Origin of the sequence: Kitasatospora sp. CM 4170 (genome assembly GCF_032110285.1) — a bacterium.
In the GTDB taxonomy this organism is placed as follows: domain Bacteria; phylum Actinomycetota; class Actinomycetes; order Streptomycetales; family Streptomycetaceae; genus Kitasatospora; species Kitasatospora aburaviensis.
In genome coordinates this window covers 2,814,028-2,827,560 of record NZ_CP134877.1, presented here as the reverse complement: position 1 = coordinate 2,827,560, position 13,533 = coordinate 2,814,028, and the positions used below count along the sequence as shown (strand labels likewise).

Genomic DNA, 13,533 nt, shown 5'->3' with positions numbered 1-13,533 from the left:
TAGCGTCGGAGCTGCCATGGATATCGCCTACATTCCCAGCCCGTCGCGGGGCGTCCTGTACCTCGGACCGATCCCGCTGCGCGCCTACGCCTTCTGCATCATCCTCGGTGTCGTCGTGGCCGTCTGGCTCGGCAGCAAGCGCTGGGTCGCCCGGGGCGGTGGCAAGCACACGGTCGGTGACATCGCCGTGTGGGCCGTGCCGTTCGGCCTGGTCGGCGGCCGGCTGTACCACGTGATCACCGACCACCAGCTCTACTTCGCCGAGGGCAAGAACCCCTGGAACGCCTTCAAGATCTGGGAGGGCGGCCTCGGGATCTGGGGCGCGATCGCGTTCGGCGCGGTCGGCGCCTGGATCGGCTGCCGCCGCCACGGCGTGCCGCTGCCCGCGTACGCCGACGCGATCGCCCCGGGCATCGCGCTGGCCCAGGCGCTCGGCCGCTGGGGCAACTGGTTCAACCAGGAGCTGTACGGCCGGGAGACCACCCTGCCGTGGGGCCTGGAGATCAACAAGACGCTGCCGAACGGCGAGGTCGTCATCGGGACCTACCACCCGACCTTCCTCTACGAGTCGCTCTGGTGCGTCGGGGTGGCGCTGCTGGTGATCTGGGCGGACCGCCGCTTCACCCTCGGCCACGGCCGGGCCTTCGCGCTGTACGTGGCCGCCTACACGGTCGGCCGGTTCTGGACCGAGTGGCTGCGGATCGACGAGGCGCACCACATCCTCGGCCTGCGACTCAACGACTGGGTGGCGATCGCGGTCTTCATCGCCGCCGTCGCCTACTTCGTGATCGTCGGCAGGAAGCGCCCCGGCCGGGAGGACCCGGCCACCATCGACCCCTCGGTGCACGGACCCGAGGGGGCCGGAACGGCGCCCGTCGACGGCCCGGCCGACGAGGAGCCCGCGAAGCCGTCCGCTCCGGCGGCCGGAAAGCCCGCCGCCGAGCGCGCTGACGAGCCCGCCGACGCAGCGGCCGAACCCGCCCACAAGGACGCCAAGAACCTCACCTGACCTGGGACGATCCCGCCTTCCGGCCGCCCCCGCGACGCTCGCGGAGGGCGGCCGGAGCGCTGTTCGGACAGCCTTACTTTGCTGGAAGTGCCCAGGTCAGACGGTCTACGTTCGACACAGAAGAATCGAACGGGAGGGGCAAGACCGTGAGCGTGACCACCCTGGAGCCCGAGGCCGGGAACCACCCCCGCATCCCCGCCGCGGGGCACCACCGCGACGTGAACGGCGGCTGGCTGCGGCCGGCCGTCTTCGGGGCGATGGACGGGCTGGTCTCCAACTTCGCGCTGATGACCGGCGTGGTGGGAGGCGCGGTGTCCAGCGGCACCGTGGTGCTGACCGGGCTGGCCGGCCTGGCGGCCGGGGCCTGCTCGATGGCGGCGGGGGAGTACACCTCGGTCGCCTCGCAGCGCGAGCTGGTGCAGGCCGAGATCGAGGCCGAGCGGCTGGAGCTGAGCCGCAACCCGCACGGCGAGCTGGCCGAGCTGGCCCAGCTGTACATCGCCCGCGGCGTGGAGCCGGAGCTCGCCCACGAGGTGGCCCGGCAGCTGTCCGCCGACCCGGACCAGACGTTGGAGATCCACGCCCGGGAGGAGCTGGGGATCGACCCCAACGACCTGCCGTCGCCGTGGGTGGCGGCCGGCTCGTCGTTTGTCTGCTTCGCGGTGGGCGCGCTGCTGCCGCTGCTGCCGTACCTGCTGGGGGCGACCACGCTGCTGCCGGCCCTGCTGCTCTCGGTGACCGGCCTGTTCGCCTGCGGCGCGGTGGTGGCCCGGGTGACGGCCCGCAGCTGGTGGTTCAGCGGGCTGCGACAGCTGGTGCTGGGCGGGACGGCGGCCGGGGTGACGTACCTGCTCGGCTGGCTGATCGGCGGGCACGTGGGCTGACCTGCGCGGCGGGCGGCGGGCGGCGGGCGGCGGGCGGCGGGCGGCGGGCGGCCGGGCCGCCCGGGCCGGCCGGGCCGGCCGGGCCGGCCGAACCGGCGGTCCCCGGGCTCGTGGGATGGTACAGAGGTCTGCATGGTTATGCTGCGAAGCGCGTGACGTTCCGCACATGGAGTGCGCACGCCACCTGGCCTAGTCTCATCATCCGGGCCCGGGGGCCGCTGATTCGCATCCCGGGGGCGGACTCCGGGAGTGGATTCGCAGGCGGCCTTGATCGGCTTTCGTAGCCGGGGGATTTCGCCCCTGTTTCAGGCCGCCGACCGCCGGGCACAATCGTCGGGACGTGCACCGTGGCATGTCCCCCCTCCACCCTTGACCTGCGGGTCCGTCCGCGATGTGGACCGGATATTCCGCTTTCCGGGATCTTGGGCATCATGTAACTTGCACGAAATCGCATCAGGGCCAACGTCGTCCCTACTGCACCTGCACCTCAGAGAAGACGACGACGGGAGAGCCGATGCTGTCTGCATCCATGCACTCCGCCAACGAGCCCCAGGCCGGCGCAGCCCGCCCGCCGTACGCGCTCGTTCCGGATGCGCGACCTGCTGCTCAGGGCCTGTACGACCCGCGGAACGAGCACGACGCCTGCGGCGTCGGCTTCGTCGCCACGCTGACCGGCATCGCCGACCACAAGATCGTCGAGCAGGCGCTGACCGTCCTGCGGAACCTGGAGCACCGGGGCGCCACCGGTGCCGAGCCGGACTCCGGCGACGGCGCCGGCATCCTGACCCAGATCCCGGACGCGTTCCTGCGCGCCAAGGTCGCCTTCGAGCTCCCCGCCGCCGGTGCCTACGCGGTCGGCATCGCCTTCCTGCCCGACGAGGACGCGGCCGACGCCGACGCCGTCGCGAAGATCGAGGCCGTCGCGGCCGAGGAGGGCCTCACCGTCCTCGGCTGGCGCGACGTCCCGGTCACCCCCGACCTGCTGGGCGCCACCGCCCGCGGCGTGATGCCGCGCTTCCGGCAGCTCTTCCTGAGCAAGGACGGCGTCGAGGGCCTCGCCCTCGACCGGATCGCCTTCGTCGTCCGCAAGCGCTCCGAGCGCGAGGCCGGGGTGTACTTCCCCTCGCTCTCCGCCCGCACCATCGTCTACAAGGGCATGCTGACCACCGGCCAGCTGGAGCCCTTCTTCCCCGACCTGTCGGACCGGCTCTACGCCTCCGCGCTCGGCCTGGTGCACTCGCGCTTCTCGACCAACACCTTCCCGAGCTGGCCGCTCGCCCACCCGTACCGCTTCGTCGCCCACAACGGCGAGATCAACACGGTCAAGGGCAACCGGAACTGGATGACCGCCCGGGAGTCCCAGCTCGCCACCGACCTGATCCCCGCCAACAGCAACGGGCAGGGTCTGGAGCGGATCTTCCCGATCTGCACCCCGGACCACTCCGACTCGGCCTCCTTCGACGAGGTCCTGGAGCTGCTCCACCTCGGCGGCCGCTCGCTGCCGCACTCGGTGCTGATGATGATCCCGGAGGCGTGGGAGAACCACGCCACCATGGACCCGGCCCGCCGCGCGTTCTACCAGTACCACTCCAACCTGATGGAGCCCTGGGACGGCCCGGCCTGCGTCACCTTCACCGACGGCACCCAGATCGGCGCCGTGCTGGACCGCAACGGCCTGCGCCCGGCCCGCTACTGGATCACCGAGGACGGCCTGGTCGTCCTCTCCTCCGAGGTCGGCGTCCTCGACATCGAGCAGGACAAGGTGGCCAAGAAGGGCCGCCTGCAGCCCGGCCGGATGTTCCTCATCGACACCGCGGAGCACCGCATCGTCGAGGACGAGGAGATCAAGTCCGCGCTGGCCGCCGAGCACCCCTACGAGGAGTGGGTCGCGGCCGGCCAGATCCAGCTCGCCAAGCTCCCGGAGCGCGAGCACATCGCGCACACCCACGCCTCGGTCACCCGCCGCCAGCAGACCTTCGGCTACACCGAGGAGGAGCTGCGGGTCATCCTCGCGCCGATGGCCAAGACCGCCGGTGAGGCGCTCGGCTCGATGGGCACCGACAGCCCGATCGCCGCGCTCTCCGAGAAGCCGCGTCTGCTGTTCGACTACTTCGTGCAGCTCTTCGCGCAGGTCACCAACCCGCCGCTGGACGCCATCCGCGAGGAGCTCGTCACCTCGCTGCTGTCCAACCTCGGCCCCGAGGGCAACCTGCTGGGCGCCGAGGCGGCCTCCTGCCGCTCGGTCGGCATCACCTTCCCGGTGATCGACAACGACGAGCTGGCCAAGCTGGTCCACATCAACCACGATGGCGACCAGCCCGGCCTCAAGGCCGTCACGCTCTCCGGCCTCTACAAGGTCGCCACCGGCGGCGAGGGCCTGGCCGCCCGCCTGACCGCGATCGCCGCCGAGGCCGACGCCGCGATCGCCGACGGCGCCCGGATCATCGTGCTCTCCGACCGGCACTCGGACGCCGAGCACGCCCCGATCCCCTCGCTGCTGCTCACCTCCGCGATCCACCACCACCTCATCCGCACCAAGCAGCGCACCCAGGTGTCGCTGCTGGTCGAGGCCGGCGACGTCCGCGAGGTGCACCACGTCGCGCTGCTGATCGGCTACGGCGCCGGCGCGGTCAACCCCTACCTGGCGATGGAGTCGGTCGAGGACCTCGTCGCCCAGGGGGTCTTCATCCAGGGCGTCGAGCCCGAGAAGGCCATCAAGAACCTGATCAAGGCGCTCGGCAAGGGCGTGCTCAAGGTCATGTCCAAGATGGGCATCTCCACCGTCGCCTCCTACCGCGGCGCGCAGGTCTTCGAGGCGATCGGCCTCTCCGAGGAGCTGGTCGGCGCCTACTTCGCCGGCACCACCACCAAGCTCGGCGGCATCGGCCTGGACGAGATCGCCAAGGAGGTGGCCGCCCGCCACGCCAAGGCCTACCCGGCCTCCGGCATCCCGGCCGCGCACCGCGCGCTGGAGATCGGCGGCGAGTACCAGTGGCGGCGCGAGGGCGAGCCGCACCTGTTCGACCCGGACACCGTCTTCCGGCTGCAGCACTCCACCCGCAACCGCCGGTACGACATCTTCAAGCAGTACACGGACCGGGTGAACGAGCAGTCCGAGCGGCTGATGACGCTGCGCGGCCTGTTCCAGCTGGACGCGCTCGGCCGCACCCCGGTGCCGGTCGAGGAGGTCGAGCCGGTCTCCGAGATCGTCAAGCGCTTCTCCACCGGCGCCATGTCGTACGGCTCGATCTCCCGCGAGGCGCACGAGACCCTCGCCATCGCGATGAACCGCCTCGGCGGCAAGTCCAACACCGGTGAGGGCGGCGAGGACCCGGACCGCCTGTACGACCCGGAGCGCCGCTCGGCGATCAAGCAGGTCGCCTCCGGCCGCTTCGGCGTCACCTCCGAGTACCTGGTCAACGCGGACGACATCCAGATCAAGATGGCCCAGGGCGCCAAGCCCGGCGAGGGCGGCCAGCTGCCCGGCCACAAGGTCTACCCGTGGGTGGCCAAGACCCGGCACTCGACCCCGGGCGTCGGCCTGATCTCCCCGCCGCCGCACCACGACATCTACTCGATCGAGGATCTGGCGCAGCTGATCCACGACCTCAAGAACGCCAACCCGGCGGCCCGCATCCACGTGAAGCTGGTCTCCGAGGTCGGCGTCGGCACGGTCGCGGCCGGCGTCTCCAAGGCGCACGCGGACGTGGTGCTGGTCTCCGGCCACGACGGCGGCACCGGCGCCTCGCCGCTGACCTCGCTCAAGCACGCGGGCGGCCCCTGGGAGCTCGGCCTCGCCGAGACCCAGCAGACCCTGCTGCTCAACGGCCTGCGCGACCGCATCGTGGTGCAGACCGACGGCCAGCTGAAGACCGGCCGCGACGTCGTGATCGCCGCCCTGCTCGGCGCCGAGGAGTTCGGCTTCGCGACCGCCCCGCTGGTGGTCTCCGGCTGCATCATGATGCGCGTCTGCCACCTGGACACCTGCCCGGTCGGCGTCGCCACCCAGAACCCGGTGCTGCGCGAGCGCTTCTCCGGCAAGCCCGAGTTCGTGGTCAACTTCTTCGAGTTCATCGCCGAGGAGGTCCGGGAGATCCTGGCCTCGCTGGGCTTCCGCTCGATCGAGGAGGCCGTCGGCCACGCCGAGCACATCAACGCGCAGGCCGCGATCTCGCACTGGAAGGCCGCCGGCCTCGACCTGGCCCCGCTCTTCCACGTCCCCGAGCTGCCCGAGGGCTCGGCCCTGCACTGCACCACGACGCAGGACCACGCGCTGGACAAGGCCCTGGACAACCAGCTGATCGAGCTGGCCGAGGACGCGCTGGAGCGCGGGGAGGCCGTCCGCATCCAGCTGCCGATCCGCAACGTCAACCGCACGGTCGGCACCATGCTCGGCCACGAGGTGACCAAGCGGTACCGCGGCGAGGGCCTGCCCGAGGGCACCGTCGACGTCACCTTCACCGGCTCGGCCGGCCAGTCGTTCGGCGCCTTCGTGCCGAAGGGCGTCACCCTGCGCCTGGAGGGCGACGCCAACGACTACGTCGCCAAGGGCCTCTCCGGCGGTGTGGTCGTCGTCCGCCCGGCGCGCGACGCCGCCGCGATCGGCGCCGACGCGCAGAACCACGTCATCGCCGGCAACACCATCGGCTACGGCGCCACCAGCGGCCGCGTGCACCTGCGCGGCAAGGCCGGCGAGCGTTTCGCCGTCCGCAACTCCGGTGCGACCCTGGTGGTCGAGGGCGTGGGCGACCACGGCCTGGAGTACATGACCGGCGGCCGGGTGGTCGTCCTCGGCGAGACCGGCCGCAACCTCGCGGCGGGCATGTCCGGCGGCATCGCCTACGTGCTGGACCTGCGCCCCGCGAACGTCAACGACGGCATGGTGGGCATCGAGGCCCCGACCGCCGACGACCGCGACTGGCTGCGCGAGACCGTGCAGCAGCACTACGAGGAGACCGGCTCCACCGTCGCCGCCGAGCTCCTGGCCGACTGGGGCAGCGGGGTCTCCCGCTTCTCCAAGATCATGCCGACCGACTACAAGGCTGTGCTCGCCGCCAAGGACGCCGCTGAGCGCGATGGCCTCTCCGAGGCCGAGACCACTCGCAAGATGATGGAGGCGGCACGTGGCTGACCCCAAGGGCTTCCTGACCACCGGCAAGCAGCTGGCCGAGCGCCGGCCCGTGGACGTCCGTCTGCGGGACTGGAACGAGGTCTACGTCGAGCGCAGCCTCCTGCCGATCATCACCAAGCAGGCCGGCCGCTGCATGGACTGCGGCATCCCGTTCTGCCACAACGGCTGCCCGCTCGGGAACCTCATCCCCGAGTGGAACGACCTGGCCTACCGGGACGACTGGACCGGCGCCATCGAGCGGCTGCACGCGACCAACAACTTCCCGGAGTTCACCGGCCGCCTCTGCCCGGCTCCCTGCGAGTCGGCCTGCGTGCTCGGGATCAACCAGGACGCGGTGACCATCAAGAACGTCGAGGTCACCATCATCGACAAGGCCTGGGACCGGGGCGGCGTCACGCCGCAGATCCCCGAGCGCCTGTCCGGCAAGACCGTGGCCGTCGTCGGCTCCGGCCCGGCCGGCCTGGCCGTCGCCCAGCAGCTCACCCGGGCCGGGCACACCGTGGTGGTGTACGAGCGCGCCGACCGCATCGGCGGCCTGCTGCGCTACGGCATCCCCGAGTTCAAGATGGAGAAGCGCCACATCAACCGCCGCGTCGAGCAGATGCGCGCGGAGGGCACCCGGTTCCGCACCGGCGTCCACGTCGGCGAGGACATCACCGGTCAGCAGCTGCGCGAGCGCTTCGACGCGGTCGTCGTCGCCGCCGGCGCCACCACCGCGCGCGACCTGCCGGTGCCCGGGCGCGAGCTCAAGGGCATCCACCAGGCCATGGAGTACCTGCCGCTGGCCAACAAGGTGCAGGAGGGCGACTTCGTCGAGTCCCCGATCAGCGCCAAGGGCAAGCACGTCATCGTCATCGGCGGCGGCGACACCGGCGCGGACTGCCTCGGCACCGCGCTGCGCCAGGGGGCGGCCTCGGTCACCCAGCTGGAGATCATGCCGCGCCCGAGCGACGCCCGTCCCGGCCACCAGCCCTGGCCGACCATGCCGATGACGTACAAGGTCACCTCGGCCCACGAGGAGGGCGGCGAGAGGGTCTACGCCGTCAACACCACCCGCTTCACGGGCGACGAGGACGGCAACGTCCAGGAACTGCACCTGGTCGAGGTGGAGTTCAAGGACGGCAGGTTCGAGCCGGTGCCCGGCACCGAGCGGGCCATCCCGGCGCAGCTGGTCACCCTGGCCATGGGCTTCACCGGCACGGACGTCAGGAACGGCCTGGTCGAGCAGCTCGGCGTCGAGCTGGACGCCCGCGGCAACGTGGCCCGGGACGGCCGGTTCGCCACCAACGTCGACGGCGTCTACGTCTGCGGCGACGCCGGCCGCGGCCAGTCGCTGATCGTCTGGGCCATCGCGGAGGGCCGTTCGGCCGCCGCCGCGGTGGACAAGTACCTGGGCGGCAAGACCCCGCTGCCCGCCCCGATCCGCCCGACGGACCGCCCGCTGGTGGTCTGACGCACACCCGAGCCCGTCGGCGGCCCCACCGCCGGCGGGTCCGGACCCCCAGTCGCCCGGTGCCGCATCACCGGGAGTTCGAGCCGCTGCCCCCGCCAGCGTTGCCGGGCCTGCACGGTGCCATGGCGCCTGCCCTCTCCCCGACCAGTGGAGGGCGGGCGCCTTCGTGCGTTCCGGTGCCCGGCGCCCTTCGGTGCCCGGCGCCCTTCGGCGCCCGGTGTCTGCGGTGCCCCGGGGCGGCTGCGACCGGTTGCGTCAACTATCGGCCGTGCAGGAGGAGTTCGGCCGCCGTGGTGCGGGCGTAGAGCACCGTGCGACCGGTCCGGTGCCGGGCCAGCAGGCCGGCCTCCCGCAGGGCGGTGAGGTGGTGGGAGACGTTGGCCGGGGAGCCGCCGGTACGGGCGGCGAGCTCGCTGGTGGAGGCCGGGCAGTCGAGTTCGGCGAGCAGCCGCGCCCTGGTCCGGCCGATCACCCGGGCCAGCCCGTCGGGCACGGCGGCGCCGGAGGTCTCCCAGAGCGTGGCCACCCCGCGCGGCGGGTAGATCAGACCGGGCTGCCAGGGCGCGTTCACCTGGGAGAACACCCCCGGCCAGGCGAACACCGTGGGCACCAGGACCAGGCCGAGCTCGCCGTCGAGCCGGCGCAGCACGTCCTTCGGCCGGTGGCCGATCCGCAGGGTGTCACGCTCCCAGCCCACCCGCGGGTGCAGGTCGGCGAAGAGCGCCGCCGGGCCGCCGGTGGACATCTGCCGGGCCCGCCGCAGGATCTCACCCTCGGTCAGCCGCTGGATCCGCGGCCAGTGCGGGGCGATCGCGGCGTCCCAGTACGCCCGGATCTCGGCCACCAGGCGGGCGGTGCCGGCCTCCGGGTCGTCGCGCATCGCGGCGACCAGTGGCGGGAGTCCGCCCTCCATCCGGTCGAGGTCGCGGCGGATCGCGACCGGGTCGGCGGCGGCGAGGGCGGCCAGCTCCTGCTCGATCGTCAGGGTCGAGCCCGGCGGGACGGGCGTCAGGAAGTCCGGCACGTAGACGGTGGGGAGCCGGACCAGCTGGGCGAGCAGTTCCCAGCCCACCCCCGCCAGCCGCCGCCGGGCCTCGCGCACCCAGGGCAGGTGGACGCCGTGCCGTCCCGGGTCCTTGAACACCTCGACGCTGAGCGCGACTTCACAGAGCGGCGAGCAGGCGAACCTGGTCCTGGCGAGGTCCTGGGGCGAGAAGGTCCAGATGATCACGGCGGCCCCCCGGCGTCGTGTCGTGGCTGCGGATTCGATCAGGATCGAATCCATGGGCGGCGCCGATCATCGCAGCCAGGCTCGGTCCATGACCACCGCAACCCTTCCCCCGCTCCGGGACCGCCTGGGCCTCCCGAAGACCACCGGCCGCCACCGCCTGGTCGGCGCCCACCTCGTGGACAGCCTCGGCACCGGCCTGATCCTCGCCTTCACGCTCGTCTACTTCGCCCGTACCACCGGCCTCACGGTGGCGGCCATCGGCGCCGCCGTCTCCACCGCCCGGCTGCTCGCCTTGCCCACCGCGATCGTCGTCGGCCCGCTGATCGACCGGTTCGGTGCCCGGGCGGTGGCCGTCGGCGGCAACGCCCTCTCGGCGCTCGCCTACGGCGGCTTCCTGGCCGCCGGGCAGGTCTGGCAGATCGTGGCGGTCTGCCTGCTCGCCCAGATCGGGCACGTCTCCTACTGGACCTCCAGCACCGGCCTGGTGGTGCTCGCCTCGGCGGAGGGGGAGCGCACCCGCTGGTTCGCCCTGGTGCAGACGCTGCGCAACACCGGGATGGGGCTGGGCGGGGCACTGGGCGCCGTCCTGGTCGCCGGCGGCGGGACCGGCGGGCTGCGGGCCCTGGTGGTGCTCAACGCGGCCAGCTACCTGCTGGCGGCGGGCCTGCTGGCCTCCTGGCGACCGGCCGGTGCCGAGCGCGCCGAGCGCGCCGAGCCCACCGGGCCCGCCGGGCGGGCGCGCGGGGGCTACCGCGCAGTGCTGCGCGACCGGCGCTACCTGCTGCTGGTGGCCGTCAACCTGGCCTTCGTCTTCGGCTCGATGATCATCAGCATGCTGCTCGCCGTCTACCTCACCGAGGGCCTGCACCGCGAGGCCTGGGTGGCCGGCACGCTGCTCGTCCTCAACGGCGTCCAGGTGGTGCTCACCCAGAGCGCGGTGGCCCGGCGGCTGGAGCGGTTCCGGCCCACCCGGGTGGTCGCCGCCGGCGCGGTGCTCAACGCCCTCTCCTTCGGACTCTTCGCGCTGCTCGCAGCCGCCCCCGGATGGATCGTCACGGCCGGCCTGTTCGCCGCGATGTTCCTCTACAACCTGGCGGAGACCGTCGCCACCCCCTACTCCGAGGAGCTCAGCGTCGCGCTGGCCGACCCCGGGCAGCGCGGCCGCTACCTCGCCGTCTACCAGCTCTCCTGGAACCTCGGCCAGGCCGTCGCGCCCGGACTGCTCACCCTGCTGCTCGGCCACGGCGCCGCCTGGCCCTGGCTCTTCCTCCTCGTGGTGAGCCTCACCGCGGTGCCCGGTCTCCTGCGCCTGGAGCGGGTGCGCTGACGGACTGTTGTTTGTCGGTGCCAAGTGGCAGACTGCGGCCGACGGCCGGGGGGCTGCGCGAGGTGCGGAGGGTGACGCGATGAGCACGACTCAGGCTGGCGGGGGTGCCACGGTAAGGCGCCTGCTGCTGGGTTCCCAGCTTCGTAGGCTCAGGGAGGCCCGGGGCGTCAGCCGCGAGGAGGCCGGCTACTCGATCCGGGCGTCCGAGTCGAAGATCAGCCGCATGGAGCTCGGCCGGGTCGGTTTCAAGGAGCGCGACGTCGCCGACCTGCTCACCCTGTACGGCGTCGAGGCCGAGCAGGAGCGGGCCTCCGTGCTCGGCCTGGTCCGCGCCGCCAACGCCACCTCCTGGTGGCACACCTACGGCGACGTGCTGCCGGGCTGGTTCCAGACCTTCCTCGGCCTGGAGGAGGCCGCCGCCGAGATCCGCAGCTACGAGGTCCAGTTCGTCCACGGGCTGCTGCAGACCGCCGACTACACCCGCGCCGTGATCACCGCCGGCGGCCACGTCACCGAGCCCGCGGAGGTCGAGCGGCGGGTGGAGGTCCGGCTGCGGCGCCAGCGGGTGCTCACCGCCGAGCAGCCGCCCCGCGTGGTGGCCGTCCTGGACGAGGCGGCGCTGCGCCGCCCCTGGGGCGGACCGGAGCTGATGCGGGCGCAGATCGACCGGCTGCTGGAGCTCACCGACCTGCCCCACGTGTCGATCCAGGTGATGCCGCTGGGCTTCGGCGGGCTGCGCGCCGAGGGCGGCGCGTTCACCGTGCTGGGCTTCGCCGAGCCGGACCTCGCCGACGTCGTCTACCTGGAGCAGTTCACCACCGCGCTGTACCTCGACAAGCCGGCCGAGGTGGCCGAGTACGTGGCCGCGATGGACGGCCTGGTGGCGGACGGGCTCTCCGCCGAGCGGAGCCGGGAACTTCTGCGCTCCGTCCGCCAAGAGCTGTAGTCCGTAAGTACGATGAGTGCCGATCAGATCTGATCGAGAGGGCCCGGACGCCTTCCCGAATCGGCACGAGAGGGATCAGATGTCGTACTTCTCCGAGTTGGCGCTGCAGTACATCGACGGCCAGTGGCGCGACGGCAGCGGCTCCTGGGACATCGTCGACGTCGACCCCTTCACCGGCGACAAGCTCGCCACCATGACCGTCGCCACCGTCGAGGAGGTGGACCAGGCCTACCGGGCCGCCGAGCGGGCGCAGAAGGAGTGGGCCGCCACCAACCCGTACACCCGCCGGCTGGTCTTCGAGCGCGCGTTGCGGATCGTCGAGGAGCGCGAGCAGGAGATCACCGAGGCGATCATGGCCGAGCTGGGCGGCACCGCGCTCAAGGCCGGGTTCGAGCTCGCCCTCACCAAGGACATGCTCCGCGAGTCGATGCAGCTCTCGCTGCGCGCCGAGGGCCGGCTGCTGCCCTCGCCCGTGGAGGGCAAGGAGAACCGCCTCTACCGCCTGCCGGTCGGTGTGGTCGGCGTGGTCAGCCCGTTCAACTTCCCGCTGTTCCTGTCGATGAAGGTGGTCGCCCCGGCGCTCGCGCTCGGCAACGGCGTGGTGCTCAAGCCGCACCAGGAGACCCCGGTGGTCGGCGGCACCCTGCTCGCCAAGATCTTCGAGGAGGCGGGCCTGCCGTCCGGCCTGCTCAACGTCGTGGTCACCGACATCGCCGAGATCGGGGACGCGTTCATCGAGCACCCGGTGCCCAAGGTGATCGCCTTCACCGGCTCCGACCGGGTCGGCCGGCACGTCGCCACCGTCGCGGCCTCGCACTTCAAGCGGACGGTGCTCGAACTCGGCGGCAACAGCGCGCTGGTCGTGCTGGACGACGCCGACCTCGACTACGCCGTCGACGCGGCGGTGTTCAGCCGCTTCGCCCACCAGGGCCAGGTCTGCATGGCGGCCAACCGGGTGCTGGTGGACCGCAGCGTCCAGGCCGAGTTCACCGAGAAGTTCGTCGCCAAGGTCGCCTCGCTCACGGTCGGCGACCCCCGGGACCCGGCCACCCAGATCGGCCCGCTGATCAACCCCGTCCAGGCCGACGCGATCACCGCCCAGGTCGACCAGGCGGTCGCGGCCGGCGCCACCGTGCTGCTGCGCGGCGAGACCAACGGCTGCCTGATGGACCCGGTGGTCCTCGGCGACCTGCCCGCCGACGCGCCCATCCTGCAGCGCGAGCTCTTCGGCCCGGTCGTGCTGGTGGTGCCCTTCGACGGCGAGGACGAGGCCGTCCGGCTGGCCAACGACACCCCGTTCGGCCTCAGCGGCGCCGTCCACACCGCTGACGTCGAGCGCGGGGTGCGGGTGGCGCAGCGGATCGAGACCGGCATGATCCACGTCAACGACGGCACCATCGCCGACGAACCGGTGGTCCCGTTCGGCGGCGAGAAGAACTCCGGTGTGGGGCGCCTGAACGGCGAGTCCACCGTGGACGCCTTCACCACCGTGAAGTGGATCTCCGTCCAGCACGGGCGCAGCCGCTTCCCGTTCTGACCGGCGCCGCGGTCG

General features: G+C 72.3%; 8 protein-coding genes. 7 read left to right on the top strand and 1 reads right to left on the bottom strand.

What is annotated here, in order from left to right; all coding sequences use genetic code 11:
- Positions 1 to 16: 16 nt before the first annotated feature.
- The 4 genes from lgt to RMN57_RS11405 all read left to right on the top strand — a co-directional run bounded on the left by lgt (position 17) and on the right by RMN57_RS11405 (position 8,477).
- Positions 17 to 1,009 (top strand): prolipoprotein diacylglyceryl transferase, encoded by a 993-nt coding sequence (gene lgt, locus RMN57_RS11420; protein WP_313763280.1) that lies wholly within the window; start codon positions 17 to 19, stop codon positions 1,007 to 1,009.
- A 152-nt stretch (positions 1,010 to 1,161) separates the two neighbouring features.
- The gene (locus RMN57_RS11415; protein ID WP_313767789.1) at positions 1,162 to 1,893 is read left to right on the top strand and encodes a VIT1/CCC1 transporter family protein; all 732 of its coding nucleotides are present in this window, start codon (positions 1,162 to 1,164) and stop codon (positions 1,891 to 1,893) included.
- Positions 1,894 to 2,422: 529 nt separating this feature from the next.
- A complete protein-coding gene (gltB, locus tag RMN57_RS11410; protein ID WP_313767788.1) occupies positions 2,423 to 7,024 on the top strand; it encodes a glutamate synthase large subunit in 4,602 nt (1,533 codons plus the stop codon).
- A complete protein-coding gene (locus RMN57_RS11405; RefSeq protein WP_313763279.1) occupies positions 7,017 to 8,477 on the top strand; it encodes a glutamate synthase subunit beta in 1,461 nt (486 codons plus the stop codon). Before gltB ends, RMN57_RS11405 begins: the two co-directional genes overlap by 8 nt.
- A 259-nt stretch (positions 8,478 to 8,736) precedes the next feature.
- Here RMN57_RS11405 and RMN57_RS11400 read toward each other — a convergent pair whose 3' ends face one another.
- Positions 8,737 to 9,708 carry a helix-turn-helix domain-containing protein gene (locus tag RMN57_RS11400; RefSeq protein WP_313763278.1) on the bottom strand — a complete coding sequence of 324 codons (972 nt, stop codon included), beginning with the start codon at positions 9,706 to 9,708 and terminating at the stop codon, positions 8,737 to 8,739.
- 88 nt (positions 9,709 to 9,796) lie between these two features.
- Here RMN57_RS11400 and RMN57_RS11395 point away from each other — a divergent pair, with 88 nt between their 5' ends.
- The 3 genes from RMN57_RS11395 to RMN57_RS11385 all read left to right on the top strand — a co-directional run bounded on the left by RMN57_RS11395 (position 9,797) and on the right by RMN57_RS11385 (position 13,518).
- The gene (locus RMN57_RS11395; RefSeq protein WP_313763277.1) at positions 9,797 to 11,035 is read left to right on the top strand and encodes an MFS transporter; all 1,239 of its coding nucleotides are present in this window, start codon (positions 9,797 to 9,799) and stop codon (positions 11,033 to 11,035) included.
- A 79-nt stretch (positions 11,036 to 11,114) separates the two neighbouring features.
- Positions 11,115 to 11,981 carry a helix-turn-helix transcriptional regulator gene (locus tag RMN57_RS11390; RefSeq protein WP_313763276.1) on the top strand — a complete coding sequence of 289 codons (867 nt, stop codon included), beginning with the start codon at positions 11,115 to 11,117 and terminating at the stop codon, positions 11,979 to 11,981.
- Positions 11,982 to 12,060: 79 nt separating this feature from the next.
- Entirely contained in the window at positions 12,061 to 13,518 is a 1,458-nt protein-coding gene (locus tag RMN57_RS11385) for an aldehyde dehydrogenase family protein (protein WP_313763275.1), read from the top strand.
- Positions 13,519 to 13,533: the final 15 nt, after the last annotated feature.

Bases quoted from the DNA above. Each gene is read 5' to 3' on its own strand.
- lgt (WP_313763280.1), top strand. From the start codon at position 17: ATGGATATCGCCTACATTCCCAGCCCGTCGCGGGGCGTCCTGTACCTC.
- gltB (WP_313767788.1), top strand. From the start codon at position 2,423: ATGCACTCCGCCAACGAGCCCCAGGCCGGCGCAGCCCGCCCGCCGTAC.
- RMN57_RS11395 (WP_313763277.1), top strand. From the start codon at position 9,797: ATGACCACCGCAACCCTTCCCCCGCTCCGGGACCGCCTGGGCCTCCCG.
- RMN57_RS11390 (WP_313763276.1), top strand. From the start codon at position 11,115: ATGAGCACGACTCAGGCTGGCGGGGGTGCCACGGTAAGGCGCCTGCTG.
- RMN57_RS11385 (WP_313763275.1), top strand. From the start codon at position 12,061: ATGTCGTACTTCTCCGAGTTGGCGCTGCAGTACATCGACGGCCAGTGG.